General features: G+C 73.1%; 23 protein-coding genes. 14 read left to right on the top strand and 9 right to left on the bottom strand.

What is annotated here, in order from left to right:
- Window positions 1-21: 21 nt before the first annotated feature.
- From ABD292_RS25445 to ABD292_RS25430, 4 genes are all read right to left on the bottom strand, one after another.
- Window positions 22-801: a MauE/DoxX family redox-associated membrane protein gene (locus ABD292_RS25445; protein ID WP_344211387.1), complete on the bottom strand. Its 780-nt coding sequence runs from the start codon at window positions 799-801 to the stop codon at window positions 22-24.
- A gap of 7 nt (window positions 802-808) precedes the next feature.
- Complete coding sequence (locus tag ABD292_RS25440; protein ID WP_344211385.1) at window positions 809-1,408, bottom strand: cell wall protein; 600 nt, start codon at window positions 1,406-1,408, stop codon at window positions 809-811.
- A gap of 11 nt (window positions 1,409-1,419) precedes the next feature.
- Window positions 1,420-1,866: an RlpA-like double-psi beta-barrel domain-containing protein gene (locus ABD292_RS25435; RefSeq protein WP_344211383.1), complete on the bottom strand. Its 447-nt coding sequence runs from the start codon at window positions 1,864-1,866 to the stop codon at window positions 1,420-1,422.
- 203 nt (window positions 1,867-2,069) lie between these two features.
- Complete coding sequence (locus ABD292_RS25430) at window positions 2,070-3,017, bottom strand: hypothetical protein (RefSeq protein WP_344211381.1); 948 nt, start codon at window positions 3,015-3,017, stop codon at window positions 2,070-2,072.
- A gap of 189 nt (window positions 3,018-3,206) precedes the next feature.
- On the opposite strand from ABD292_RS25430, the gene ABD292_RS25425 reads away from it, so the two are divergent.
- Both ABD292_RS25425 and ABD292_RS25420 read left to right on the top strand, forming a co-directional pair.
- Window positions 3,207-3,911 (top strand): ThuA domain-containing protein, encoded by a 705-nt coding sequence (locus tag ABD292_RS25425; protein WP_344211379.1) that lies wholly within the window; start codon window positions 3,207-3,209, stop codon window positions 3,909-3,911.
- Entirely contained in the window at window positions 3,896-4,981 is a 1,086-nt protein-coding gene (locus ABD292_RS25420) for a Gfo/Idh/MocA family protein (RefSeq protein WP_344211377.1), read from the top strand. Before ABD292_RS25425 ends, ABD292_RS25420 begins: the two co-directional genes overlap by 16 nt.
- Before the next feature lie 36 nt (window positions 4,982-5,017).
- Here ABD292_RS25420 and ABD292_RS25415 read toward each other — a convergent pair whose 3' ends face one another.
- From ABD292_RS25415 to ABD292_RS25405, 3 genes are read right to left on the bottom strand one after another with little or no spacing between them, the layout of a single operon-like run.
- Window positions 5,018-5,329: a hypothetical protein gene (locus ABD292_RS25415; protein ID WP_344211375.1), complete on the bottom strand. Its 312-nt coding sequence runs from the start codon at window positions 5,327-5,329 to the stop codon at window positions 5,018-5,020.
- A 1-nt stretch (window position 5,330) separates the two neighbouring features.
- Window positions 5,331-5,684 carry a PRC-barrel domain-containing protein gene (locus ABD292_RS25410; RefSeq protein WP_344211373.1) on the bottom strand — a complete coding sequence of 118 codons (354 nt, stop codon included), beginning with the start codon at window positions 5,682-5,684 and terminating at the stop codon, window positions 5,331-5,333.
- Window positions 5,685-5,701: 17 nt separating this feature from the next.
- On the bottom strand, window positions 5,702-6,139 hold the full coding sequence (locus ABD292_RS25405) for an anthrone oxygenase family protein (protein ID WP_344211371.1): 438 nt from the start codon (window positions 6,137-6,139) through the stop codon (window positions 5,702-5,704).
- Window positions 6,140-6,284: 145 nt separating this feature from the next.
- Here ABD292_RS25405 and ABD292_RS25400 point away from each other — a divergent pair, with 145 nt between their 5' ends.
- Window positions 6,285-8,807 (top strand): polysaccharide lyase family 8 super-sandwich domain-containing protein, encoded by a 2,523-nt coding sequence (locus ABD292_RS25400; protein WP_344211369.1) that lies wholly within the window; start codon window positions 6,285-6,287, stop codon window positions 8,805-8,807.
- Window positions 8,808-8,817: 10 nt separating this feature from the next.
- On the opposite strand, the gene ABD292_RS25395 is transcribed toward ABD292_RS25400, so the two are convergent.
- Window positions 8,818-9,036, bottom strand: coding sequence for a hypothetical protein (locus ABD292_RS25395; RefSeq protein ID WP_344211367.1), 219 nt, complete (start codon window positions 9,034-9,036; stop codon window positions 8,818-8,820).
- A gap of 361 nt (window positions 9,037-9,397) precedes the next feature.
- On the opposite strand from ABD292_RS25395, the gene ABD292_RS25390 reads away from it, so the two are divergent.
- The 6 genes from ABD292_RS25390 (at window position 9,398) to ABD292_RS25365 (ending at window position 18,456) form a co-directional block, all read left to right on the top strand.
- Window positions 9,398-10,717, top strand: a complete 1,320-nt coding sequence (locus ABD292_RS25390; protein WP_344211365.1) for a cellulose binding domain-containing protein — start codon at window positions 9,398-9,400, stop codon at window positions 10,715-10,717.
- A gap of 329 nt (window positions 10,718-11,046) precedes the next feature.
- Window positions 11,047-12,102, top strand: coding sequence for a ketoacyl-ACP synthase III family protein (locus tag ABD292_RS25385; RefSeq protein WP_344211363.1), 1,056 nt, complete (start codon window positions 11,047-11,049; stop codon window positions 12,100-12,102).
- Window positions 12,099-12,365, top strand: coding sequence for a phosphopantetheine-binding protein (locus ABD292_RS25380; RefSeq protein ID WP_344211361.1), 267 nt, complete (start codon window positions 12,099-12,101; stop codon window positions 12,363-12,365). The genes ABD292_RS25385 and ABD292_RS25380 overlap by 4 nt, the downstream gene beginning before the upstream one ends.
- Window positions 12,366-12,392: 27 nt before the next feature.
- Entirely contained in the window at window positions 12,393-13,436 is a 1,044-nt protein-coding gene (locus tag ABD292_RS25375; protein ID WP_344211359.1) for a ketoacyl-ACP synthase III family protein, read from the top strand.
- A 29-nt stretch (window positions 13,437-13,465) separates the two neighbouring features.
- Window positions 13,466-17,233, top strand: a complete 3,768-nt coding sequence (locus tag ABD292_RS25370) for a type I polyketide synthase (protein ID WP_344211357.1) — start codon at window positions 13,466-13,468, stop codon at window positions 17,231-17,233.
- An 11-nt stretch (window positions 17,234-17,244) separates the two neighbouring features.
- The gene (locus tag ABD292_RS25365; protein ID WP_344211355.1) at window positions 17,245-18,456 is read left to right on the top strand and encodes a DUF1266 domain-containing protein; all 1,212 of its coding nucleotides are present in this window, start codon (window positions 17,245-17,247) and stop codon (window positions 18,454-18,456) included.
- A 6-nt stretch (window positions 18,457-18,462) separates the two neighbouring features.
- On the opposite strand, the gene ABD292_RS25360 is transcribed toward ABD292_RS25365, so the two are convergent.
- Window positions 18,463-18,849, bottom strand: coding sequence for an RNA-binding S4 domain-containing protein (locus ABD292_RS25360; RefSeq protein ID WP_344211353.1), 387 nt, complete (start codon window positions 18,847-18,849; stop codon window positions 18,463-18,465).
- A gap of 98 nt (window positions 18,850-18,947) precedes the next feature.
- On the opposite strand from ABD292_RS25360, the gene ABD292_RS25355 reads away from it, so the two are divergent.
- From ABD292_RS25355 to ABD292_RS25335, 5 genes are read left to right on the top strand one after another with little or no spacing between them, the layout of a single operon-like run.
- On the top strand, window positions 18,948-19,754 hold the full coding sequence (locus ABD292_RS25355; protein ID WP_344211351.1) for a S1C family serine protease: 807 nt from the start codon (window positions 18,948-18,950) through the stop codon (window positions 19,752-19,754).
- Between the two features lie 21 nt (window positions 19,755-19,775).
- On the top strand, window positions 19,776-20,765 hold the full coding sequence (locus ABD292_RS25350) for an AAA family ATPase (protein WP_344211349.1): 990 nt from the start codon (window positions 19,776-19,778) through the stop codon (window positions 20,763-20,765).
- Between the two features lie 4 nt (window positions 20,766-20,769).
- Window positions 20,770-21,654 (top strand): DUF58 domain-containing protein, encoded by an 885-nt coding sequence (locus tag ABD292_RS25345; protein WP_344211347.1) that lies wholly within the window; start codon window positions 20,770-20,772, stop codon window positions 21,652-21,654.
- A gap of 52 nt (window positions 21,655-21,706) precedes the next feature.
- Window positions 21,707-22,657: a vWA domain-containing protein gene (locus tag ABD292_RS25340; RefSeq protein ID WP_344211345.1), complete on the top strand. Its 951-nt coding sequence runs from the start codon at window positions 21,707-21,709 to the stop codon at window positions 22,655-22,657.
- Window positions 22,658-23,728, top strand: coding sequence for a VWA domain-containing protein (locus tag ABD292_RS25335; protein ID WP_344211343.1), 1,071 nt, complete (start codon window positions 22,658-22,660; stop codon window positions 23,726-23,728).
- Window positions 23,729-23,744 lie beyond the last annotated feature (16 nt).

The following is a 23,744-nucleotide window of genomic DNA, read 5'->3' as shown; positions in this document are numbered from 1 at the left end:
ATCGTACGTGATCCGATCCTTTCACTGGGCGAGCGCCGCCTCGTCGACCAGGGCGACCCGGACGGCGCGCGGGTCGTCGCCGGACAGCGGCACCGCGAAGACCGCCGTGCTCGGGCCCGCCCCGTAGACCACGAACCTGGTCCCGTCCTCGTCCCAGGTCTCGCGTACGTCGGAGGTGAGCCGCGCCGACGCCGAGCAGTACGCGGGGCTGCGGCGCAGCAGGTGCAGCGAGGTCTCCAGGGGCACGTCCCCGGAGGGGGCAGGGGCGGCGAGCGGCGGGCGGAGGCGGACCCGGAGGCGGCGCAGCGGGACGAGCCAGTGCCGGTCCAGCTCGGAGGAGAGGGCGAGCAGCACCACGACCTCCAGCACGGCCAGGGGCACCAGCGGCGGCTGCGCGGCCGGCGCGGTCGTCGCCAGGAGCCCGGCGGCGAGCAGCAGCCCGGCGCGGGCGAAGGACCGTACGTCCACGGGCTTGGCGTGGTCGCCCAGGCAGCCGCAGGACGCGGCCGGCGCGGCCACGCGGGCGTAGCCGAGGTAGCCGAGGAAGCCCGCCGCCAGCAGCGCGGCGGCCGCGCCGTCCAGGGGGTGGAGCGGCGGGACGAGCAGTGCGGCGGCCACGGCGAGCTCGGCCAGCCCGACGAGGCGGAGCGCAGGGACCGCGCGCGCCGCGCCGACGAGCCCGGCCAGGGCGCTCCGCCCGGCCTGGGCCCGCATCCGCCTGCCGAACAGCTTCATCAGCCCGGCCCAGAGGAGGAAGAGGGCGATCACGTACGGCTGCGACGCGGCGATCCCGTTCATCATGCTTCTCCTAGTGGGGGGAGAACACGGTGGCGATGTCGACCTCGTTGGTGTCCGGCCGCCAGGCGCCCAGGATCTGTACGTGCTGGGCGACCTTCAGCAGGGACAGGTCCGCCGTGGGCGGCGACTCGGAGTGGATGGCGACCGACTTGCCGGGCACGACGTGGCACAGCACCTCGTGCCCGTTGTGGTCCAGGCGGAGGGTCTGGTCCTTGATGTCGGTGATGTGGCCCTTGATGTTGACGATGTTGAGCCACACCGCCTCGGCGGCCAGCATCCCGTCGGGCATGCGGACGCCGCGCGCGTACAGGCCGTCGCCCGGCCTGGCCTGGTCGAAGCCGACCGGTCCGAGCTTCCACAGGCTGGTGCCGTCCACGACGCGGATGGTGTGGAAGACCATGTTCGAGCCGAGGACGAGGAGCGTGTTGTCCTTGATCGAGCGGATCCTGCCCTCGGCGAAGTTCGGGTCGAGAGCGCCGGGCTCCACTCCGGGGGCGGCGGTGGTGGCGAAGGCGGCCTCGGGGCCGAGCGAGCCGAGCGCGGTCGCGGCCACGACGCCGGCGCCGCCGCCGAGCACGGCGGACTTGAGCACATCCCGTCTGCTGCGCATGTCCGTCCCCCTCACGCCGTCGAGATCTCGGCCGGGCGCAGGCCCGCGGACAGGCTGGCGATCGCGCTGAAGGCGGCCGGGGTGAGGTCGATCAGCCGGTTGCTCGCGCAGGTCGCGCCGCAGCAGCTCCGCTCGCCGCAGAACAGGTCGGTCTGCGGGCCGCAGTCGGCGATGGAGGTGACGACGCTCGTACCGGTGCAGAGGGCGGTGGTGCGGTGCCGGTAGCCGCAGGTGCGGCGGGACAGGCTGACTCCGCAGGAGTCGGGGCGGGTGATGGCCCAGCAGGCGTCGGAGGTGTTGGGCCAGGCGTGCTGGAGGCTGCCGGAGTTGCAGGTTCCGCAGGCTCCCTTGCCGGTGCTGCTGCACGGTCCCCAGGAATTGCCGCAGCAGAACCAGGAGACCTCTCCTTGGACGGGGCCGAGTAAGTCGGCGGGCGGGCCGGACGTGGTACGCGCCATGCGCGTCTCCCTTCGGGTGAGCTCCGGGGGGTCTCGACGGATCGAGGGATTGAAGCTTTCCGACTCGATCTATGAGTACCATGTAAGGATTTTTCGTCAATGCCTGACTTGTGGCCGGAGTCGCCAGAGAGGGAGGAGGGGGGTGACGTCCCGGGCGGTGACCAGGGACGCGGGGGTGCTGCCCGGGAACGGACGCGCGGCGGTCAGGAAGCCGGCGTCGGCGTTTCCGTGGGGGTTTCGGTCGGGGTGTCGGTGGGGGTGTCGGTGGGTGTCTCCGTCGGAGTCTCCGTCGGAGTCGCGGTCGGCGTCTCGGTCGGGGTCGCCGTCGGGGTCTCGGTCGGGTTCTCGGGCAGAGTGACGGTCGGGGTGGGGGACGGCGTGGGGCACTCGGCGGGCTTACGCCACGACGGCGCCGGGGCCCACCACTGCCGGAGCTGGCCCCAGCCCTTCCACGAGCGCTTGACCGGCCGCGACAGGTCGTAGACGTAGAGGGCGGTGCCGCCGTCCGTGGCCTCCTGAGCGGCGCCGCCGTCCGTGCCGTCCGCGGGGGCCGCGGGGGCCGCAGGGGTCGCGGGGGTCTCAGGGGTCGTGGGAGTCGCCGGGGTCGTGGGGGCCGCCGGGGTCGTGGGGGCCGCCGGAGTGGGGGTGGCCGGGGTCGTGGCGGCCGGGGAGAGCGCGGTGACCGACACCCAGTCGTCCTGCTTGACCGCGCTGTTCCCGCGGCGGCCCGCGATCGTCCGGGTGTCCTCGCCGATCGTGTACGTCCGCTCGAAGCCGTCCTGGCTGCGTACCGTGATGGAGTCCTCGGCGACGGCGGTCGCCCGGCCCGTCTGGGCGGAGAGCGTCACCGAGCCGCAGCCGTCCTTCGTGGGCACCGCGAACTCGCCGTGCATCGCTCCGACGAAGCCCCAGGGGCTGAGCGGCGCGAGTTCAGGAACAGGGGCATCGGTGGGGGCGTCGGTGACGGTGACCGTCTCCGTGGGGGTCGGGGTCAGGGTCTCGGTCGGGGTCGCGGTGGGCGACGGTTCGGCAGGCGTGGCGCCCGCCGCCGCCGTGGCCACGCCGGCTCCGCCCGCCGCCATTAACACGGCGGTGGCGGCGACGAACACCGGTCGCCGGATCCGGCTGTCGCGAGGTTGATGGGCCTGCATAGGCGTTACCTTTCGTGTCATTCGCCGACATTCAACTCATGAGAACCCCGCCCGACTAAGGCATCCGTAAGCTGCCGCCCCTCGTGCCGCGCCGTGGGGTCCTGCCCGGAAAGCGCTGCCCACTTCCGTGTTGCTTATGCCGGGATGCGACGATCGGATCGTTCGACCCATTCGGCGATAGGCGAAAGCATGGCAAGTGACCAGGGCCGCAGGGCTCTCGTGGTCCGGGGCGGCTGGGAAGGGCACGCCCCCGTGGAGGCCACGGAGCTCTTCATCCCCTTCCTGGAGAAGAACGGGTTCGAGGTGCGGAGGGCGGACTCGCCCGCGCCGTACGCGGACGCGTCGTACATGTCCGGCGTCGACCTCATCGTGCAGTGCTACACGATGGGAACCATCCAGCCCGACGAGCTGAAGGGCCTGGAGGCCGCCATCCGCGCCGGCACCGGCATGGCGGGATGGCACGGCGGCATCGCCGACTCCTACCGCAACTCCTCCGACTACCTGCACCTCATCGGCGGCCAGTTCGCCTGCCACCCCGGCAAGCACCCCGACGAGCGGGAGGGCACGCAGGCCGACAACTTCGTCCCCTACACGGTGAACCTGCTGCCCGAGGCCGCCGAGCACCCCATCACGGCGGGCCTCACCGACTTCGACCTCGTCACCGAGCAGTACTGGGTGCTCACCGACGACTACATCGACGTGCTCGCCACGACCACCCAGAAGGTCCGCCCCTGGGATCCGTGGCACCGCGAGGTGACCTCGCCCGCGCTCTGGACCCGCCAATGGGGCGAGGGCCGCATCTTCGTCACCACCCCCGGCCACAGCCTGGACGTCCTCCAGCACGACACCGTACGCACGATCATCGAGAGGGGCATGTTGTGGGCCAGCCGCTGAACGTCGGCGTCGTGGGCTGCGGCGCGATCTCGGCCCAATATCTCAGCACCATCGACCGCCTGCCGGGGCTCCGCCTCGCGGCCGTCGCCGACCTCGACCCCGGCCGGGCCGCGGAGGCGGTCGCCGCCTGGCCCGGCACCCCCGTCCTGTCCGTCGCGGACCTGCTGGCCGACCCCGGCGTGGACGTGGTGCTCAACCTCACGATCCCGGCCGCCCACGCCGAGGTCGCGCTCCAGGCGATCGCGGCCGGCAAGGACGTCTACGGCGAGAAGCCGTTGGCGGCCAACTCCGCCGACGCGGCGAGGGTGCTGCAGGCGGCAGAGGCGGCCGGCGTACGGGTCGGCTGCGCGCCCGACACCGTGCTCGGCACCGGTACGCAGACCGCCCGCAAGGCCGTGGACGACGGCCTCATCGGCCGCCCGGTCGCCGCCACCGCCACGATGGTCACCGCCGGCCACGAGCGCTGGCACCCCAACCCCGACTTCTACTACGTCCCCGGCGGCGGCCCCCTCCTCGACATGGGGCCGTACTACGTCACCAGCCTGGTGACGCTCCTCGGCCCGGTCACCTCCGTGATCGGGGCGGCCTCCCGCCTGCGCGGCAAGCGCACGATCGGCTCAGGACCGCGGCGCGGCGAGGAGATCCCGGTGTCCGTGGACACGCACGTCACCGGCGTGCTGGTGCACGAGTCGGGCGCGCTGTCCACGCTCGTGATGAGCTTCGACGCGCCGGCCACCAAGGCGCCGAACATCGAGGTGCACGGCGAGCGCGGCTCGCTGGTCGTCCCGGACCCGAACCACTTCGACGGCGTCGTCCAGCTCTCCGCCGTGGGCGAGGGGGGTTGGCGCGATCTGCCGGACTCGGCCGGTTATGTGGCGGCGGGCCGCGGCGTCGGCCTGGCCGACCTGGCCGCCACCCCGGCGGGCGAGGAGCCGCGGGCGAGCGGGACGCTGGCCTTCCACGTCCTCGACGTCATGGAGTCGCTGCTGGCCTCGGCCGGTTCGGGGGCCGCGGTCACGGTGGCCAGCACCTGCGAGCGGCCGTCGCCGGTGCCCCTGCTGACCTTCTGAGAACCGGTGCCCCTGCTGCCCCTCTGAGAACCCGGATCATGGGCGCGGCGAGGTCCGCGTCCATGATCCGCTCCATCCGCGGTGCGAGCGCCGCCCCGACGCCGCCACGCACTTGCGGCACACTTCGCTGATCTCCTCGGCCGCGCCGCCGGACTCCGGGAAGACCTCGGGCCAGCGGACGTGGTGGAAGCGCAGCAGCCGGGCCCGGCTCAGCTGCAGGCCGCACAGGGTCTGGTTCGTGCCGGGCTGCCAGGCGTGCGCCTCGCCCGCGGGCATGCGCACGCCGTCGTCGTCGCGCCACTGCCCGGAGGCCGCGACGGAGGGCTCGCCCCGTCTGCGTCCCGGCATGTCACCTCGAATCGGGGAAGCCGGCGTAGTAGCCGCCGACCTCGTCGTGGTAGCGGGTGTCCCGGTAGGTCTTCTCGTCGAACTCCGGGGCCTTCTTGATCTCTTCCTTGGTCCGCCCGACATGGATCGTGCGGGCGTCCTCGTCGATGTGCTCCACCGCCCCCGCGGGGATGAGCACCTTCTTGCCGAAGATCCACGGGCCGGTGTGCACGACCACGTAGCTCTCTCCGACCGCGTTGTTCGCCTCGTCCACCGTGCCGATCTTGCCGTCGGTCGCGTCCACCTCGAAGCCGACGAGGTCGAGCGACTCGCGTAGCCCCAGCTCAGGACGGTACTGCCACAGATTTTCGAGCATGTCCGCCCCCTACCCCGTCACAGCGCGCCAATCGCGGCCCCGACCAGCGCCAGGCTCACCGTGGAGGCGGCCGCCCGCACCGTGTTCCACGCGGTCCACCTGCGCGAATAGTCCTTCCACCGCATCGTGCCCGCGTCGAGCGCGTTGTTCATCGGGACGTTCACCGCCACGGTGACGAGGAACGAGCCGGCGAAGCCGACCCCGGCCGCCGCGAGGAACCACCCGGCCGCCGCGCCGCCCGCGAGCAGCCCGGCCACGAGCGCGGCCACCGGCGAGCCCAGGAACACCAGGAACAGCCACGGGTTGAGGATCTTGCGGTTGACGCTCCGCATCGCCGCCTCGGCCTGCGCGGGCTCGATCGCGTTCAGACCGGGCATGACGGACATCGAGAAGGCGTAGAAGAGGCCGGCGAGCAGCCCGTGCAGGACGAGCGTGAGCAGGGCGAGAATCAGCATGCCCCCATCGTGGCGGCGGGCGGGTGAGACGGTCCATGCACAGGACGCTCACTCCCATAAGCGACGCTCTCCTCGGGTCCTGTGCGGGCTGAAAGAGATCATGTAAGGTGAGCGCGGCCCGTCCCCCAACGGCCTGGAGCCCGCCGTGCCGCAGCCTTCCCGCCGCCAGGTTCTCTCCCTGCTCCCCGCCGCCGGCCTGCTGGCCGTGGCCGGCCCGCTGCGCGCCGCCGCCGAGGCGGGCGGGTTCGACCACGCGCGGCTGATCGCCAACACCGTCGCCATGCTCGCCGGGACCCCCGAGGTCAACGCCAGGCCGGAGGTCGCCGCCAAGCTCGCCGCCGTGCTCGCCACCGCCAGGCAGCGGCTCGCCGCGATGGACCGGGCGGGCGACGGCGAGCTGTTCGCCGGCCTCGCGCTCGGCTCCGACGACGTCAACCTGCGCCTCGCCTTCCAGTACCTGTACGAGATCGCGCTCGCCACCCGCGTCCCCGGCGGGGAGCTCGCGGACGACGCCGCCGCCCAGCGCCGGGTCGCCGACGGCCTGCTGTGGCTGCACGAGCGCTACTACGGCGACCAGGCGAAGGGCTACTACGGCAACTGGCACACGTGGGAGATCGGCATCCCCACCCACGTCACCAGGACGCTCGCGCTGCTGGCCGACCGGCTGCGCGCGGAACGGCCCGACCTCACCGCCACCTACGTGGCCTCGATGGACGCCTACCTCCGCAACGGCAGGAACGGCGACGTCGACCTCGACTCGCGCTTCCACACCGGCGCGAACCTGGCCGACATCACCGCCAACCGCATCCTCCAGGGCGCGGTGTCCGGCGACGACGCCCGCGTGGCCAAGGCCGTCGCCGACCAGTCCACGGTCTTCGCCACCGTCGACCCGTACGCGCTCCAGCACGGCGTCACCGACGGCTACTACCGCGACGGCTCCTTCATCCAGCACGGCTCGGTGGCCTACACCGGCTCCTACGGCCGCGCCCTGCTCACGCGCGTCGTCCAGACGCTCAAGACGCTGGACGGCGCGACCGCGGCGGCCGGCACAAGCGACCTGCCGATCGTCGTCTACCGCTGGGTCGCCGACGGCTTCGCCCCGCTCATCTTCGAGGGCTGGATGATGGAGATCGTCAAGGGGCGGGCGGTCTCGCGCACCGGCACCGGCTACGCCGACGTCGGCGTGGTCGTGGAGGCCGTCGCCGACCTGGCCGACCACGTGCCGGCCGAGCAGGCGCTCGCGCTGAAGAAGTACGTCAAGCACCTGCCGGCCGCCGACACCGCCGCCTTCGTCTCGCCGGTCAGCATCGCCCGCTACGCCGCGATCCGGGCCGACGCCTCGATCGAGGCCGCCGACCTCAACCCGCCCGAGCGCAGCGTCGCCTTCAACGCGATGGACCGCACCGTGCACCGCCGCCCCGGCTACACCTTCGCCCTCGCGCGCAGCTCCGAGCGGATCAGCAAGTACGAGTACATGAGCGGCGAGAACCTCATGCCCTGGTTCCAGGGCGACGGCGCCCACTACCTCTACCTGGCGGGGGAGGACCAGCGGGCGGTGTTCGGCGTGGACTACTTCACGACGGTCTCGCCGTACCGGCTGGCCGGGGTGACCGCGCCGGCCGAGGAGCGCCGCACGGTCCCCGAGCTGTACGGCGGCCGCCTCTGGTACGACAACCCGGACCATCCGCTGAACTTCACCGCGTCCTCGGAGTCCCAGAACGCCTACGTGTACTTCCCGGTCGCCGGGAACGCCTTCTCGGGCGGCGCGACGCTCGGCGCGTACGGCATCGCCGGGATGGTCCAGTCCGACGACGCCGCCTGGGCCGCCAAGCAGGCGGGCCTGCTGCCCGACGACTTCGTCGCCTACCGCAACGCCCGCGCCACCAAGTCGTGGTTCCTGCTCGACGACGAGATCGTGGTGCTGGCCGCGGACGTCTCCGGCCAGTCGGGGCGGGCCGCGGTGACCACGGTGGACAGCCGCATCGCCGCCCCCGCCGACGCGGTGGCGCTCACCGGCGAGACCTGGACCGGCTCGCCGTGGCGGCCGGGGGCGACGGGCGAGCCGCGCTGGCTCCGCTACGCCAACGCCACCCGTGGCACCGCCGTCGGCTACGCCTTCCTCAGCCGCCAGCCGGTCAGCGCCGTCCTGGAGACGGTGACCCGCAGCCGCCGCGTCGTCCGCACGTCCAACCCGGACACTCCGGTCACGAAGAACGTCTTCACCGCCTCCGTCACCCATCCGGCGTCCGGCGCGCTGCCGGCCCTCGCCTACGCCCTGGTCCCGAACGCCACCGAGGCCCGCCTGCGCGCCTACGCGAGGGGGCCGCTGACCGTGCTGGCCAACGACCGGCACGTGCAGGCGATCGAGCACGAGGGGCTGGGCCTGATCGCCGCGAACGTCTTCACCGCGGGTCCGCGCCACGCCGGCCGCCTGCGCGTGGACGGCCCGGCCGCGGTCATCGTGCGGACGTCAGGGTCCCGGGTGAGCGTCGCCGTCGCGGACCCGACGACCAGGCGCGACCGCGTGAGCTTCCTGCTGCGCGGCCCCTCGCTGCGGCTCGACCGCGCCGACGAGGGGGTGACGGTCCGCCGCGTGCCCGGCGGCACGCTCGTCGAGGCCGTGACCCGCCGCACCTACGGCCGCACGCTCACCGCCACCCTGCGCTGACCGGAGAGGGTCAGGAGTAGAGGAAGTAGTAGGAGTACGCCGCCTTCCACTCGCAGCGCCACTCGTCCCACCAGCCCTGGCTCTCGCCGTAGGCGCCGACGCGCTGGCATTCCGCGGACGTGCGGTAGATACCGGCCAGCCTTTCCGCGTTCGCCGGCGCGGCGCCGAGCGTCAACGACAATCCCGCGGCCAGAAGGACCGGGAAGAGAACCGCACGAACCTTTCGCATGAATCCTCCTGCGATGGGGCGGATCAACGGAGCGGATCATTACATTGGCAGTCATCGCGGCTGAGATCAACACCGGGAGCCCGAAACTTTCCACCCGCCTTTTCGTGAGGGCGGCGCATGTTTCACCGGTGATTCCCGGACGTTTCCGGACGGGCTTTGACCACCGTCACATCCCTGGCATATCGTCGCCTCGCCCTGATCGATCGCGAGCCCGATCGATGACGAGGGCGAATCCGCACGGGGGCGTGTGTTGTTCTCACCTGCGCGACGGCTGACGCGCCGATCGCGGCTGCCCCGGCACGGGTGAGAGCCGGACGGCCACCTGCCAAGCGGCGATCATCCGAAACACCGGAGGCGCACCATGCAAGTTCGTTCCCGCCCGGCCGCGATCGTCGGCATGGTCATGACCATGCTGGCCGGCCTCGCAGTGTCGCTCGTCCTTCCGCCCCCGGCCCAGGCCGACCAGGTGATCAGCAACATCGCGTACGCGCCCGCGCAACCGGCCGGTTCCAAAGGACACCTGCTCGACCTCTACCTGCCGTCAGGCGGCACCGCACCCCGGCCGCTGATCATCTGGCACAGCGGCTCGGCCTGGTCGAGCGACGACGGCAAGACCGGCGCGGCCGCCATCGCCGCCGTGTTCAACCCCCTGGGGTTCGCGGTGGCCGGCGTCAGCGTCAGGTCCAGCGCCCAGGCGGTCTTCCCCGCCCAGGTGCACGACGTCAAGGCCGCCATCCGCTGGCTGCGCGCCAACGCCGCCACCTACCAGCTCGACCCCAACCGTTTCGCCATGATGGGCACCTCCTCGGGCGGCTGGCTGACGGAGATGGCCACGCTGACCGGCGGCGTCGCATCCTTGGAGGGCACCGTCGGCACGACCGGCGTCTCCAGCGCCGTGCAGACGGGGCTCGCCTTCTTCAGCCCGACCGACTTCCTGCAGATGAACGCCCAGAACCTGCCCACCGGCGGGCTGGACCACAACTCCCCTGCCTCGCCGGAGTCGATGCTGATCGGCTGCCCCATCCAGACCTGCCCCGCCCAGGTGGCCCTCGCCAACCCGGTCAACTACGTCGACGCGAACGACCCGCCGCTGCTGTTCCTGCACGGCCAGGCGGACTTCCTGGTGCCGCACGGGCAGAGCGTCCTGCTCTACAACAAGATCAAGGCGAGCTGCGGCCAGGGCCAGTTCATCTCGGTACCGGGCGCGGACCACGGCATCGACTTCGTCATGGACCCCGCCCACTACGGCTCCCAGACCACCTACACCACCGCCAACTGCTCCAGCACCACCACGGCCGGCGCCCCCAACCCCACCTGGGAAACCTTCGCGAACCACATCCGCGGCGGGCTCAAGATGGGCACCGCCTGCAAGGTCGCCTACGCGCCCACCACCTGGGACGGCGCCTTCTCGGCCACCGTCACCGTCACCAACACCGGCACGACGCCCGTCGACCGCTGGGCCGTGACCTGGACGTGGCCGGGCAACCAGCAGGTCACGGACTCCTGGAACGCCGCCGTGACGCAGTCGGGCGCCCAGGCGACCGCGCGCGACGCCGGCCACAACGCCTATATCGGTCCGGGCTCCGCCCAGAGTTTCGGTCTCAACGGCACCTTCAGCGGGACGAACGCCAAACCGGCCGAGTTCAGGCTGAACGGCGTGGTCTGCACCCCGGCGACCTGAGCGCCGATAATTTCGGAAAGGCGCTCTGGAACCGTCCAAAAGGATGAACCGCAGCTCGCCGGGAAATACGGCATTTCCCAAATCCGCCACGTTCCGCTGGATTCCGGTTACGGAAGGAAATCATCCAGATCGCGGACAGTTATATTGATTTTCCCGGCGAGCTGCCCCTATCCTTTCGCTCTCGTGAGGGCCGATCAAAGAGCGGACCGAAATATTTCGGCGGCCGGCGGCCCATCCCGCGTTATCGCCTGACCCGTTTACGGAAAGCTTCGCCGGCGTCCCCTTGAGACGCCGTTCTTCGTGGTGCCCGTCGATCAGTTAGGGGACGTGTGCGTACATCTGACATGTTCGTCCGGAGCCTCGGCGTCTTCGTGCCGGACAGCGTGAGCGTCGAGCAGGCGGTCGAGGAGGGACTGTACCCACCCGACGAGGCCGAGCGTTTCGGACAGCTCGGCGCGGCGGTCGCCGGCGACATGCCCGCCCCCGAGATGGCGCGCCGCGCGGTCCTCGACGCGTACGAGCGCTGGAACGAGTCATCGCCCAAGGACCTCGGCCTGCTGCTCTACCCGTCGGTCTGGCACCAGGGCCCGAACGGCTGGCAGCCCCAGCACTACCTGCAGATGCACCTCCTCGGCGGCGCCGTCCCCGCATACGAGATCCGCAGCGGCTGCGTCGGCATGATCAGCTCGCTGGAGCTGGCGGCGAGCTACCTGCGGGCCGACCCCGGCAGGGAGACCGCTCTGGTGGTCTCGGCCGACAACCACGGGACCCCGCTGGTGGACCGCTGGCGGATGACGCCCGGCGCGCTGATCGGCGACGCCGCGTGCGCGCTCGTCCTCGGCAAGGACTACGGCATGGCCGAGCTCCTCGCGGTGAACGCGACCACGATCCCCGAGGCCGACGCGGTCAACGACGGCGCCTACCCGCTGTTCCCGCCGGACGCCACCGTCGGGCGGGGGCTGAGCTTCGGCGACCGGCACGAGGAGTTCCGCCAGCGGCTGCTCAAGGACCGGGGCACCGGGATCCACCTGACCATCCAGAAGACGATGATGCAGCAGGTCGAGCAGACCCTCGACGAGGCCGGCATCGAGCTGTCCGACATCACGAAGGTGGCCTTCCCGCACGGCCGCCGCGAGGACCTGGACGGGCAGATGTCCTGGCTCGGCATCGACCTCGACCAGACGACCTGGGACTACGGCCGGCGCGTCGGGCACTGCGGCGCGGTCGACCAGTTCATCGCCTTCGAGCACCTGCTGGCGACCGGCGGGCTCGTGCCCGGCGACCATCTGCTCATGGTCGGGTTCGGCTCGGGGACGTCCGTGGCCGCGGCCGTGTTCCGCGTGCTCGCCCCCGCCCCCGTGACGAAGGAAGGGGTGCGCGCGTGACCGCCGACCGGCTCAGCGACCGCCTGGTGGCGTTCGTCCAGGAGAACCTGGTGCCCGACGACGTCGAGCTGGAGGTCGACGAGACGACCCCGCTGCTGCTGTCGGGGCTGCTCGACTCCCTGCGTACGGCGCGGCTGCTCAACTTCATCCGGCGCGAGCTCGGCGTCCCCGTCCCGGCCGCCAAGCTCGACCCCGACAACTTCAAGGACGTCGCGACCATCGTCGCGCTGATCAGGGAACTCGAGTCGGCGAAGATCGGCTAGCCGTCCCGAGCGAACGAGGGCAGAGTCATGCAGTGGACGGACACCTACATCAGCGGCGTGGGCGCCTTCGTCCCCCGCACGATCGTCAGCGTCGAGAAGGCCGTGCAGAAGGGCTGGTACCCGGCCGACGAGGCCGAGCTGCACAACCTGGCCGGGGCGGCCGTCGCCGGTGACCTGCCGGCCCCCGAGATGGCCCTGCACGCGGCGCGCAGCGCGCTGAAGCGCAGCGGCCGCGCACCGGCCGACCTCGACCTCCTGCTGTACGCCTCCACCTGGCACCAGGGCCCGGACGGCTGGCCGCCGCACTCCTACCTGCAACGCCACCTGGTCGGCGGCGACGTGCTCGCCACCGAGATCCGGCAGGGCTGCAACGGCATGTTCCTCGCCCTGGACCTCGCCGCGAGCCACCTCGCCGCCGCGCCGGGCCGGCAGGCCGCGCTGCTGGTGGCCGCCGACAACTACGGCACCCCGCTGATGGACCGGTGGCGGATGGGCCCCGGCTACATCGGCGGCGACGCCGCCAGCGCGCTCGTCCTCACCAAGGAGGAGGGTTTCGCCCGCCTCGCGGCGGTCTGCACGGTCACCGTGCCCGAGGCCGAGGAGCTGCACCGGGGCACCGAGCCGCTGTTCCCGCCCGGCGTCACCGTCGGCCGCCGGATGAGCTTCGAGACGCGGAACCAGCAGTTCCGGCAGCAGGTCATGCCCAAGGGCGAGAGCACGGCGGCGCTGTTCAAGATCCAGCGGGCGCTGATGGAGGTCGTCGAGCGCACGCTGGCCGAGAGCGGCGTCGAGGCCCGCGACCTCGCCAGGGTGGCCTTCATGAACTACTCCGAGGAGATCGTCGAGCAGCGCTGCATGGCCGCGCTGGACCTGCCGATGTCCCGTTCCACCTGGGACTACGGCCGCACCATCGGCCACTGCGGCGCCAGCGACCAGGTCCTCGCCCTCGACCGGCTGCTCCTGACCGGGGAGCTGGGCCCCGGCGACCACCTGCTGATGCTCGGCACCGGACCGGGCGTCACCGTCTCCAGCGCCGTGATCCAGATCCTCGGCAAGCCCTCATGGTCCTGATCCGCAGTCAGCGAAGGGAAAAGAACGCGATGGCCGACAGTCCGAGCGGGGTCCAGGCCGAACCGGTGGCGGTCATCGGGATCGGCTGCCGCTTCCCCGGCGACGCCGGCTCACCGGACGAGTTCTGGGACCTGCTGTGCGCCGGCCGCAACACCACCGCCCCGCTGCCCGCCGAGCGCTGGCGCCCGTACGAGGACCGCGGGCCCGAGCACGCCGCCGCGCTGCGGGACGCCGTACGGCACGGCAGTTTCCTGCGCGACATCGAGGGCTTCGACGCGGAGTTCTTCGGCCTGTCGCCGCGCGAGGCCGAGCTGATGGACCCGCAGCAGCGCATCCTCATGGAGACCGCGTGGGAGGCGCTGGAGCACGCCGGCCTGCCGCCGCACGAGCTGGCCGGCACCGACGCCGGGGTGTTCGTCGGCGTCTGCACCGCCGACTACGGCGGCATGCTGCTGGAGGACGTGCCCCGGATCGAGGCGTGGACCGGGATCGGCGCCGCCGGCTGCGCCGTCGCCAACCGCGTCTCCTACTCGCTCGACCTGCGCGGGCCCAGCATGGCCGTGGACACCGCGTGCTCGGCGTCGCTGGTCGCGCTCCACCTGGCCGCGCAGAGCCTGCGGCTCGGCGAGAGCGACGTCGCCCTCGCCGGCGGGGTGAACCTGCTGGTGACGCCGGGGCAGACCGTGACGCTCGGCGCGGCCGGAGCGCTGGCCCCCGACGGGCGGTCCAAGTCGTTCGACGCCGCGGCCGACGGCTACGGGCGCGGCGAGGGCTGCGGCGTGGTCGTGCTCAAGCGGCTCTCCGACGCGCGGCGCGACGGGGACCGCATCCTCGCGCTGGTCATCGGCAGCGCCGTGAACCAGGACGGGCACACCAACGGCATCATGGCCCCGTGCGGGGAGGCCCAGGAGCACGTCATGCGCCGGGCCTGCCGGCAGGCGGGCGTCGCGCCGGGCACGCTCGACTACATCGAGGCGCACGGCACCGGCACCCGGCTCGGCGACCCGCAGGAGGCGGAGGCGCTGAGCGCCGTCTACGGCGCGGGACGCACCGCCGACGACCCGTGCCTCATCGGCTCGGTCAAGTCCAACATCGGCCACCTCGAAGGGGCCGCGGGCATCGCCGGCGTCATCAAGGCGGTGCTCGCCCTCGACCGCGGGGAGATCCCCCCGAGCGTGCTGGCCACCCCGAACCCGGCCATCCCGTGGGAGACCTCGGGACTCCAGATCGTGACGAAGCGGTCGGTCTGGCCCGACCGCGGCCACCCCAGCCGGGCCGGCGTGTCCAGCTTCGGCTACGGCGGCACGGTCGCGCACATCGTGCTCGAACAGGCGCCGCCGGCCTCCGAGACGCCGCGCGGAGAGGGGACGGGGCTGCGCGTGTTCCCGCTGTCGGCCGCGTCGGGGACCGCCCTGCGGCAGTACGCCGGCACGCTGGCCGACCGGCTCAACGGCGACGGGCTCGACCTGGCCTCAGTGGGGCATACGCTGGCGCGGCGCCGTACCCACCTGGGCCGCCGGGCCGTGGTGCTCGCGGCCGACCGGCACGAGCTGGCGGACGGGCTGCGCAGGCTCTCCTGGGACCTGCCGGCCGAGGCCGTGCTCACCGGGGACGTGCTGCCCGAGCCGGGCCCGGGGCCGGTGTGGGTGTTCGCCGGGCAGGGCTGCCAGTGGCGCGGCATGGGACGGGAGCTGCTGGCCACGGAGCCGGAGTTCGCGGCCCTGGTGGACGAGGTCGAGCCGATCTTCGCCGAGGAGATCGGCTTCTCCCCCCGGAGGGTGCTGGCCGAGGGCGAGCTGGACGGGATCGACCGCGTCCAGACCATGATCTTCGTGATGCAGCTCGGCCTGGCCCGGCTCTGGACCGCGCACGGGGTGACCCCGGCGGCCGTCATCGGCCACTCCGTCGGCGAGATCGCGGCGGCGGTGACCGCCGGCGCGATGAGCGTCGCCGACGGCGCGCGGCTGATCTGCCGCCGCTCCCTGCTGCTGCGCCGGGCCGAGGGCAAGGGGGCCATGGCCATGGTGGGGCTGTCGTTCGAGGAGGCGGCCGAGCGGCTGGCCGGGCGGAGCGACCTGGTGGCCGCCATTGCCTCCGCGCCCGGCTCGACCGTGCTGTCCGGCGACGTCGCGGCGGTCGAGGAGGTGGTGCAGGAGTGGCCGGCCGAGGGCATCATGGTCCGCCGGGTCGACTCGGACGTCGCCTTCCACAGCCCGCAGATGGAGCCACTGGCCGCCGAGCTGGCCGAGGTCACCGCCGGCCTGCCCTTCGGCGCGCCCCGCATCCCGATGTACACGACCGCGCTGGCCGACCCCCGGTCCACGCCCGTGCTCGACTCCGCGTACTGGGCGGCGAACCTGCGCGACCCGGTACGCCTGGCCGCGGCCGCGACGGCCGCCGCCGAGGACGGCTATCGCGCGTTCCTGGAGATCTCCCCGCACCCCGTGGTCGCGCACTCCCTGACCGAGACGCTGGCGGAGACCGGGTACGAGGACGTGTTCGTCGGCATCTCGCTGCGCAGGAACCAGCCGGAACGCGCGGCCTTGCTCGCCGCGCTCGGCAGCGCGCACTGTGCCGGCGTCGAGGTGGACTGGAGCCGGCTGCAGCCGGACGGCGGCCTCGCCCCGCTGCCGCCGTACGCCTGGCAGCGCCGTCGCCACTGGCGCGACCCCGCCGCCGGGTCCGCCGAGAACCGCGGCCACGACGTGGGCTCCCACACCCTGCTCGGCGCGGGGACGAGCCTCGCGGGCAGCCAGGCCAGGATGTGGCGGACGGTCCTGGAGGACGCCAACCGGCCCTACCCCGGCAGCCACGCCGTCGGCGGGGTCGAGATCGTGCCCGCCGCCGTGCTGGTCAACACGTTCCTGGACGCGGCCGGCGAGCTGCCCGTCCTCACCGACGTGGAGATGACGCACCCGCTGATGACCTCGGGACGGCGGCAGGTCCAGGTCGTGCACGAGCCGCCCGCGATCAGGCTCGCCTCGCGCACGCCCGCAGGGCCCGGCGAGCCGGAGCCGAACTGGCTGGTCCACGTCACGGCGTCCGTCTGCGGCCCCGCCCCTGCGCTCTCCGGGACGCTGCCGGACGCGGCCGGTCTCGCCCCGATCGACCCCGGGTACGTCCATCAGCGGCTGGCCGCCGTCGGCGTCCCTTCCACGGGCTTCGACTGGACGATCGGCACGCTGCTGAGCGGTGACGGGGTGCTGCGGGCGACCGTACGGACGGCCGCTGGGTCCACCTGGGCGGCGGCGATGGACGCGGTGATGTCCGTCGCCCCGTGCGTGTTCCCCGGCGACCCGGTGCTGCGCATGGTCGTGCACATCGACGAGGTGGTGCTGACCGGCGCGCCGCCGGAGACCGTGATCATCGAGGCCGCCGTCGATCCGGCGGGCGAGGACACCGTGCGGGCGCTGGTCGCCGACGCCGACGGCCGCGTGGTGGGACGGCTGTCCGGGCTCCGCTACCCGGTGATCGACGCGCCCGCGGCGGCCGAGGACGAGCTGGGGGAGGCCGCCGAGTCGTTCGCCGGCCTGTCCGCCGAGGACCTGCGCGAGCGCGTCCAGGCCGAGGTCCGCGCGGAGATCGCGGCCGTGATGCGGCTCGGCCAGGAGGACCTGGCGGTCCGCCGCCCGCTGGTGGAGCAGGGGCTGGACTCGGTGATGACGGTCATGGTCAGGCGGCGTCTGGAGCAGCGCTTCGGCCGCCGGCTGCCCGCGACCCTCCTGTGGCAGCAGCCCACGATCGCGGCCATCGCCGAGCACCTGGCGGAGCTCCTCGCCACCCCGCCGGGGGGCTAACATCACGGGGCGTGGAGACGTGGAACGGCATGGGCCCCGGTGCGGCGGCGCCACCTGTCCCCGGGTGGCGTCCGCCCACGGACGTCGAAGCCGGCCTGTACGCGGCCAGGACGCGGGGTGACTGGGCCGCGTACTTCGACGTCCTCGCCACCGCCGACCTCTATCACGCGATGCCGCGCGCCACGGCGGACTCCCGGCCCGGCTGGGTCAGCTACACCCCCACGCCCTGGGGCGCGCGGCCCGGCACCAAGGTCCTGGTGTTCCACACGGCGGGGATGCTGCCGGCGCCGGTGCCCGACCCGGTCTTCTTCCAGGACGACCTGGGGGAGCTCGCCAGGGACTGGCCGCAGGACGACGAGTGGCTGTGCGTCAACCCGGGCAGCCCCTGCGAGGGATACTTCCCCGCGAGCGCCGAGCACCGGGCGGTGTGGCGCCGGCACGCCGAACGCGCCGCCTACCCCCGCAGGAACGCGCTGCGCACGCTGTGGATCGGCGGCCCGCTGCACGGCCCGGTCGCCCACGGCCTCGCCTGCGGAGCCCTGCTGTGCGTGGCCAACGCCTCGCTCTGGAACGCGATGGGCTGGCACGGCACCGGCTACGTCCGCGAGCGGAAACGGCTCAAGGAATGGTGGGGGATCACCAGCCGTGAGGAGTGGTCGAGCGCCGTCGAGGCGCTGCTCGACTGCCGGATGAGCAGCCCGTTCTGGGGTACGGTCCTGCAGGTGCGCAGCGCTCTCGCCCGCGACTTCGGCGGCCTGGTGGAGGTCGCCCACTGGCGCGAGGTGACCGCCCGCGTCCTGCGGAGCCTCCCGGCGGGCGGCACCGACGCCGAGACGGAGGCCCAGGTCGCCGGGGCGCAGCGGCTCATCGGGCGGATCACCCGGTACGAGTCCCGCTTCCGCGCCGACGGGCTGCTCCCCGAGAACGGGTTCGTCCACTCGGTGGAGGCATGGGACTACGGGCGCGCCTCGAAGATGGCCCGCTGGGGGCTCGGCGCCCGCTACTGCGACCTGGCGGAGGCCGAGCGGGCGGTCCTGCGCGCCGGGCAGCTCAGCCGGATCTCCTACCGGTCGTGGGAGGACTTCTCGGCCGCCTACGTCCTCGGGCGCTGCCTCCACTTCGACGAGGAGGAGTTCGGCGACTGGTACGGGGACATGCTCCACGCGCACCGGGTCCTGACGAGCGACCCGAACAGCCCGTGGGTCAACATCCCCTTCCGCTGACCGGTCTCATCGCGGGTCGCGGCGGCCGAACAGCTTCTCGATGCTGCGGCGCTCGCGCTTGGTGGGGCGGCCCGCGCCCCGGTCGCGTACGGCCACCGGCCCGGCCTGCTCGCGCGGCGGGGGCGGCGGGCTCTTGTCGACGTAGCACTCGGCGGCCACGGGCGCGCCGACGCGCTTGGCGATGATCTTCGAGACGACCACGATCCGTTCGCGCCCGTCGTGCCGCAGCCGGACCTCGTCGCCGACCCGGACGACGTGCGCGGGCTTGACGCGCACCCCGTTGACCCGGACGTGACCGCCCCGGCAGGCGTCGGACGCGACCGACCGGGTCTTGGTCAGGCGTACGGACCAGATCCAGCTGTCCACCCGAGCGCCGGCTTGCTCACCTGCCACCCCGCCACTCTAGTCAGCGTCTCGGCCGTGAGCGGTTCTCATGGAGTTCTCAGGTGAAGTTTGTGGCACTTTGAGCGGACTTTTATGACGATGGAGCGATGGAGCACGCGCCGCAGGAGGCTGATCCGGCCGAGGGCCGGGGAGCCGGGGCCGGGAGGGCTCGGCGGTACGCCGCCGGAGGCGGCCTGCTCGTCGTCGTGGCGGCGCTGGCGTACTGGCTGGGCGGCGGCGGGGGGAGCGGCGAGGAAGCCGCGCCCCGGCCGACCCCGACGCCGACGCCGAGCGCGTCGCTCACGGTGCCCGACGTCTTCGAGCGGGTCGGGCCCTCCGTAGTGGTCATCCGGTCGGGCGATTCGCTCGGCACCGGCGTGATCGCCGCCGAGGACGGCACGATCCTGACCGCGTACCACGTCGTCAAGGGCGCGGCCGGCGACGGCGGCGCGGACGTCACCGTGACCTTCGCCGACGGCACCAAGGCGAAGGCCGCCGTCGCGTCCTCCGCCCCCGAGAGGGACGTCGCCACGCTCAAGCCCGCGAAGCTGCCCGAGATCGTCGTCCCCGCCACGCTCGGCGGCGGCGTGGAGGTCGGCGCGCCCGTCGTGGCGATCGGCAACCCGCTCGGCCTGACCTACAGCGTCTCCACCGGCGTCGTGTCCGGGCTCAACCGCACCACCGGCGGGGCCGTCAAGGGGAGCGACCTGAAGGGGCTCATCCAGTTCGACGCCTCCGTCAACCCGGGCAGCTCCGGCGGCCCCCTGCTGGACGCCCGCGGCCTGGTCGTCGGCGTCGTCGTGTCCATCGCCGACCCCGGCGGCGACGAGGCGTTCGCCGGGATCGCGTTCGCCGTTCCGATCGGAGCGGCCCTGGGCGACGAGGGGGACGACAATCCCACCGGCGCCATCTGAACCGACGAGAAGGAACTCCGTATGACGAAACCCCCAGGACCGGGCCACGGCCACCCGCTCGAACAGGTGCTGTACGAGGTCAAACGCACGATCGTCGGCCAGGACCTGCTGCTTGAGCGCATGGCCGTCGCGCTGATCGCCGACGGTCACCTGCTGGTGGAGGGCGTGCCCGGCCTGGCCAAGACGCTCGCCGTACGGTCGCTGGCCGCCGCGATCGCCGGCAAGTTCCAGCGCGTGCAGTTCACCCCCGACCTGGTGCCCGCCGACCTCGTCGGCACCCGGGTCTACCACCAGCACTCGGGGGAGTTCAGGACGGAGCTCGGCCCCGTGTTCGCGAACCTGCTGCTGGCCGACGAGATCAACCGCGCCCCGGCCAAGGTGCAGAGCGCCCTGCTGGAGGTGATGCAGGAGCACCAGGTGACGATCGGGCGGGAGACGTTCCGGGTGCCTGAGCCGTTCCTGGTCATGGCGACGGAGAACCCGATCGAGTCGGAGGGGACGTACCCGCTGCCCGAGGCCCAGGTCGACCGGTTCATGATGAAGGTCGTCGTGGACTACCCGACGCAGCCCGAGGAGCAGGCGATCGTCCAGCGGGCGCTGCGCCCGCCGGAGCCGCCGCAGCCGATGGTGACGACCGAGGACCTGATGGCGATGCGCGAGCGGGCCAGGCAGGTGTACGTCGATCCGGCCGTCGTCGACTACGCCGTACGGCTGGTCGCCGCGACCCGCTCCCCGGCCATGGCCGGGCTCGGCGAGCTGGAGCACTACGTCACCCACGGCGCGAGCCCCCGGGCGTCGATCGCGCTCGTCACGGGCGCGCGGGCGCTGGCGTTCCTGCGCGGACGCGACTACGTGCTGCCGCACGACCTGTCGGAGCTCGCGCTCGACGTGCTGCGCCACCGGCTCGTGCTGTCGTACGAGGCCCTGGCCGACGACGTGGACTCCGACACGATCATCGCCAGGGTGCTCGGGGCCGTCCGCGCGCCCGACGTCGTCCTCCAGAACCGCTGACGCCATGGCCACCGCCCCCGAGAGACTCCTGCTCCGCCTGGAGTGGAAGGTCGTCCGCAGGCTGGACGGCCGGCTCCAGGGCGCCCATCGCACCGCGCACCGCGGCTCCGGCATCGACTTCACGGGGCTGCGGGCGTACACCGAGGGCGACGACGCCCGGCACATCGACTGGAACGTCACCGCCCGGCTGGACGAGCCGCACCTGCGGGTGTTCACCGAGGACCGCGAGCTGACCGTGTGGCTCGTGCTCGACCGGTCGGCGTCCATGGCGGCGGGCCGGCCGGGACGCGGCAAGCACGACGTGCTCGCCGAGCTCGCGCTGGTCCTCGCCCGGCTGTTCGGCAGGGGCGGCAACCGGGTCGGCGCGCTGCTGTACGACACCGGGATGCTGCGGGTCGTGCCGCCCGGCACGTCCCGGCGGCACGCGCTGCGGATCGCCGCCGAGCTGGAGCGCACCGCCGCCGCTTCCGGCGGCGCTACCACCGACCTGGCTGAGATGCTGGACGCGGCCGGGCGGCTCGCCCGCCGCCGCGCGCTCGTCGTCGTGCTGTCGGACTTCATCGGCGACGGCGACTGGGAACGCTCGCTGCAACGCCTGGCCCGCCGGCACGAGGTGGTCGCCCTGCGGATCGTGGACGCCGCCGACGACGTGCTGCCCGAGGCCGGGCTCATCGTGGTCGAGGACGCCGAGACCGGCGAGCAACTCGTCGTCGACTCCGCCGACCCGCTGCTGCGGGCGCGCCTGCGCGAGGCGGTCGACGACCGCGAGGCCCGGCTCGCGGCGGGCATGCGCCGGGCCCGGGTGCCCGTCCACCGCGTCGACACGGACCGCGACCTGGGCGAGGCGCTGGTCGAGGTCGTCGCCGGCACCGGGGGCAGGAAGCCATGACCGGGGACGGAATCCGACGCGGGGCGGAAGCCATGACCCGGGGCGGGGAATCATGACGCTCTCCTCCCCCCTTCTGCTGGTCGCCGGGCTGCTCGTCACGGCCGCGCTGGTCTGGGCGGCCGTCGTCCTGGGCCGCCGCAGGACGAGGGCGCTCGCCGCGGCCGGCGTCACCATGCCCGGCGGGCGGCGGGCGTCGCTCGGGACCGGACTGACGATCGCCGGCGTCGGCGTGCTCGCGGTCGCCGCCGCCGGACCGGCGGCCATGGTGCCGGTCCCGCGCACCGCGGGCACCGTCATCCTCGCCATGGACGTCTCCAGCAGCATGGGCGCCGACGACGTCGCACCCAACCGGCTGGCCGCGGCGCAGCGGGCGGCCCGCGCGTTCATCGAGGCCCAGCCGGACAGCGTCGACATCGGCGTGGTCACCTTCGAACAGGGCGCGCGCACCACCGCCCGCCCCGACGCCGACCACTCCGTGGCGCTCAAGGCCGTCGACCGGCTGAAGGTCACCGGCGGCACCGCGCTCGGGACCGCCATCAGGGCCTCGCTCACGGCGATCACCGGCAAGCAGGTGCCCCTCGACCCCGACGCCGACATCCCCGACCTCGGCTACTGGCCGTCGGCGACGATCGTGATGTTCACCGACGGCCAGAACCGGGGCGGCGACATCGAACGCGCCGCCGAGACGGCCCAGAAGGCGGGCGTCCACATCCACACCGTCGGGGTCGGCACCACGGCCGGGGCGACGGTGAGCGTGGACGGCTACCGCCTGCACACCGCGCTGGAGGAGGACGTCCTGACCTGGATCGCGGAGACCACGGGCGGGGCCTACCACCCCGCCTCCGACGCCGCGCGGCTCGACGGCATCGCCGACACGATCGACCTGCGGGTCACCGTCTCGGACGAGCCGCTGCCGCTCGCCGGCGGGCTGATCGGGCTCGCCCTCGCGCTGCTCACCGGGGGAGCGGCGCTCACCGTGTTCCGGTCGGGGCGGGTGATCTGAATGACGTTCTCGTGGCCGTGGGCGCTGCTGTCGGTCCTGGTCGTGCCGCTGATCTTCGCGATCCGGTGGTGGGCGCTGCGCCGCCGGCGGCGGGCCGCGGTGCGGGTCACCTCGATCGCGCTCGTACGGGCCGCGCTGCCCGGACGTACGCGCTGGACCCGGCGGATCCCGCCGGCGCTGTTCGTGGCCGGGCTCGTGCTGCTCGCGGTCGGCGCCGCGCGCCCGCAGGCGTCGGTGGCCGTGCCGATGAGGTCGGCGACGATCATGCTCGCCCTGGACACCTCCGGCTCCATGTGCGCCACGGACGTCGACCCCAACCGCCTCACCGCCGCCCGCAAGGCCGCCGCGGAGTTCATCGAGTCGCAGCGGGGCGGGCCCAGGATCGGCCTGGTCACCTTCGCCGGCTCGGCCGGTCTGCTCGTGCCGCCCACCGACGACACCGACGAGCTGATCGAGGCGCTGGACGGCCTCACCGTCGCCCGCGGCACCGCGATCGGCCAGGCCATGCTCGCCTCGATCGACGCGATCGCCGAGGTCGACCCGTCGGTCCCGCCCACGGGCGCGAACGCCGCCGCCGGGGGCGGCCCGGACCCGGGCTACGCGAGCGCCGCGATCGTCGTGCTCACCGACGGCGCCAACACCCAGGGCGTCGACCCGGAGACCGCGGCCGAGGAGGCGGCGCTGCGCCGGGTGCGCGTCTTCCCCATCGGCTTCGGCACCACGACCCCGGCCCCGATGGTCTGCGAGAACTCCCAGTTCGACGGCCGCGGCTTCGGCGGCTTCGGCGGCTGGGGCGGCGGCCGGGGCGGCTTCGACCGGGGCGGCCGCAACATCCGCTCGATCGACGAGCCCGCACTCAAGGAGATCGCCAGGACGACCGGCGGCACGTACCACCGCGCCGAGAACGCCGGCCAGCTCCAGGACGCCCTCGACTCGCTGCCCGGCTCCTTCCAGGTGATCCGCGAGCGGGTGGACACGGCCCCGTTCTTCGCCGGCGGCGGCGCCCTCCTCGTCGTCACGGCCCTGTCCCTCTCCCTGTGGTGGAACCGCCCTCGTACGCCGATCCGGTGAGTAATGTGGTCATGAC

Origin of the sequence: Nonomuraea bangladeshensis (assembly GCF_039529455.1) — a bacterium.
Taxonomy (GTDB): Bacteria; Actinomycetota; Actinomycetes; order Streptosporangiales; family Streptosporangiaceae; genus Nonomuraea; species Nonomuraea bangladeshensis.
The sequence above is the reverse complement of the archived record's forward strand: the minus strand, read 5'-3'. Positions and strand labels throughout refer to the sequence as shown.

Coding starts and splice junctions, on each gene's coding strand:
- ABD292_RS25410 (WP_344211373.1), bottom strand. CDS start 5,684: ATGCTCGAAAATCTGTGGCAGTACCGTCCTGAGCTGGGGCTACGCGAG.
- ABD292_RS25425 (WP_344211379.1), top strand. CDS start 3,207: ATGGCAAGTGACCAGGGCCGCAGGGCTCTCGTGGTCCGGGGCGGCTGG.
- ABD292_RS25340 (WP_344211345.1), top strand. CDS start 21,707: ATGACGCTCTCCTCCCCCCTTCTGCTGGTCGCCGGGCTGCTCGTCACG.
- ABD292_RS25440 (WP_344211385.1), bottom strand. CDS start 1,408: ATGCGCAGCAGACGGGATGTGCTCAAGTCCGCCGTGCTCGGCGGCGGC.
- ABD292_RS25435 (WP_344211383.1), bottom strand. CDS start 1,866: ATGGCGCGTACCACGTCCGGCCCGCCCGCCGACTTACTCGGCCCCGTC.
- ABD292_RS25345 (WP_344211347.1), top strand. CDS start 20,770: ATGGCCACCGCCCCCGAGAGACTCCTGCTCCGCCTGGAGTGGAAGGTC.
- ABD292_RS25390 (WP_344211365.1), top strand. CDS start 9,398: ATGCAAGTTCGTTCCCGCCCGGCCGCGATCGTCGGCATGGTCATGACC.
- ABD292_RS25445 (WP_344211387.1), bottom strand. CDS start 801: ATGATGAACGGGATCGCCGCGTCGCAGCCGTACGTGATCGCCCTCTTC.
- ABD292_RS25405 (WP_344211371.1), bottom strand. CDS start 6,139: ATGCTGATTCTCGCCCTGCTCACGCTCGTCCTGCACGGGCTGCTCGCC.
- ABD292_RS25370 (WP_344211357.1), top strand. CDS start 13,466: ATGGCCGACAGTCCGAGCGGGGTCCAGGCCGAACCGGTGGCGGTCATC.
- ABD292_RS25415 (WP_344211375.1), bottom strand. CDS start 5,329: ATGCCGGGACGCAGACGGGGCGAGCCCTCCGTCGCGGCCTCCGGGCAG.
- ABD292_RS25350 (WP_344211349.1), top strand. CDS start 19,776: ATGACGAAACCCCCAGGACCGGGCCACGGCCACCCGCTCGAACAGGTG.
- ABD292_RS25430 (WP_344211381.1), bottom strand. CDS start 3,017: ATGCAGGCCCATCAACCTCGCGACAGCCGGATCCGGCGACCGGTGTTC.
- ABD292_RS25395 (WP_344211367.1), bottom strand. CDS start 9,036: ATGCGAAAGGTTCGTGCGGTTCTCTTCCCGGTCCTTCTGGCCGCGGGA.
- ABD292_RS25375 (WP_344211359.1), top strand. CDS start 12,393: ATGCAGTGGACGGACACCTACATCAGCGGCGTGGGCGCCTTCGTCCCC.
- ABD292_RS25335 (WP_344211343.1), top strand. CDS start 22,658: ATGACGTTCTCGTGGCCGTGGGCGCTGCTGTCGGTCCTGGTCGTGCCG.
- ABD292_RS25355 (WP_344211351.1), top strand. CDS start 18,948: ATGGAGCACGCGCCGCAGGAGGCTGATCCGGCCGAGGGCCGGGGAGCC.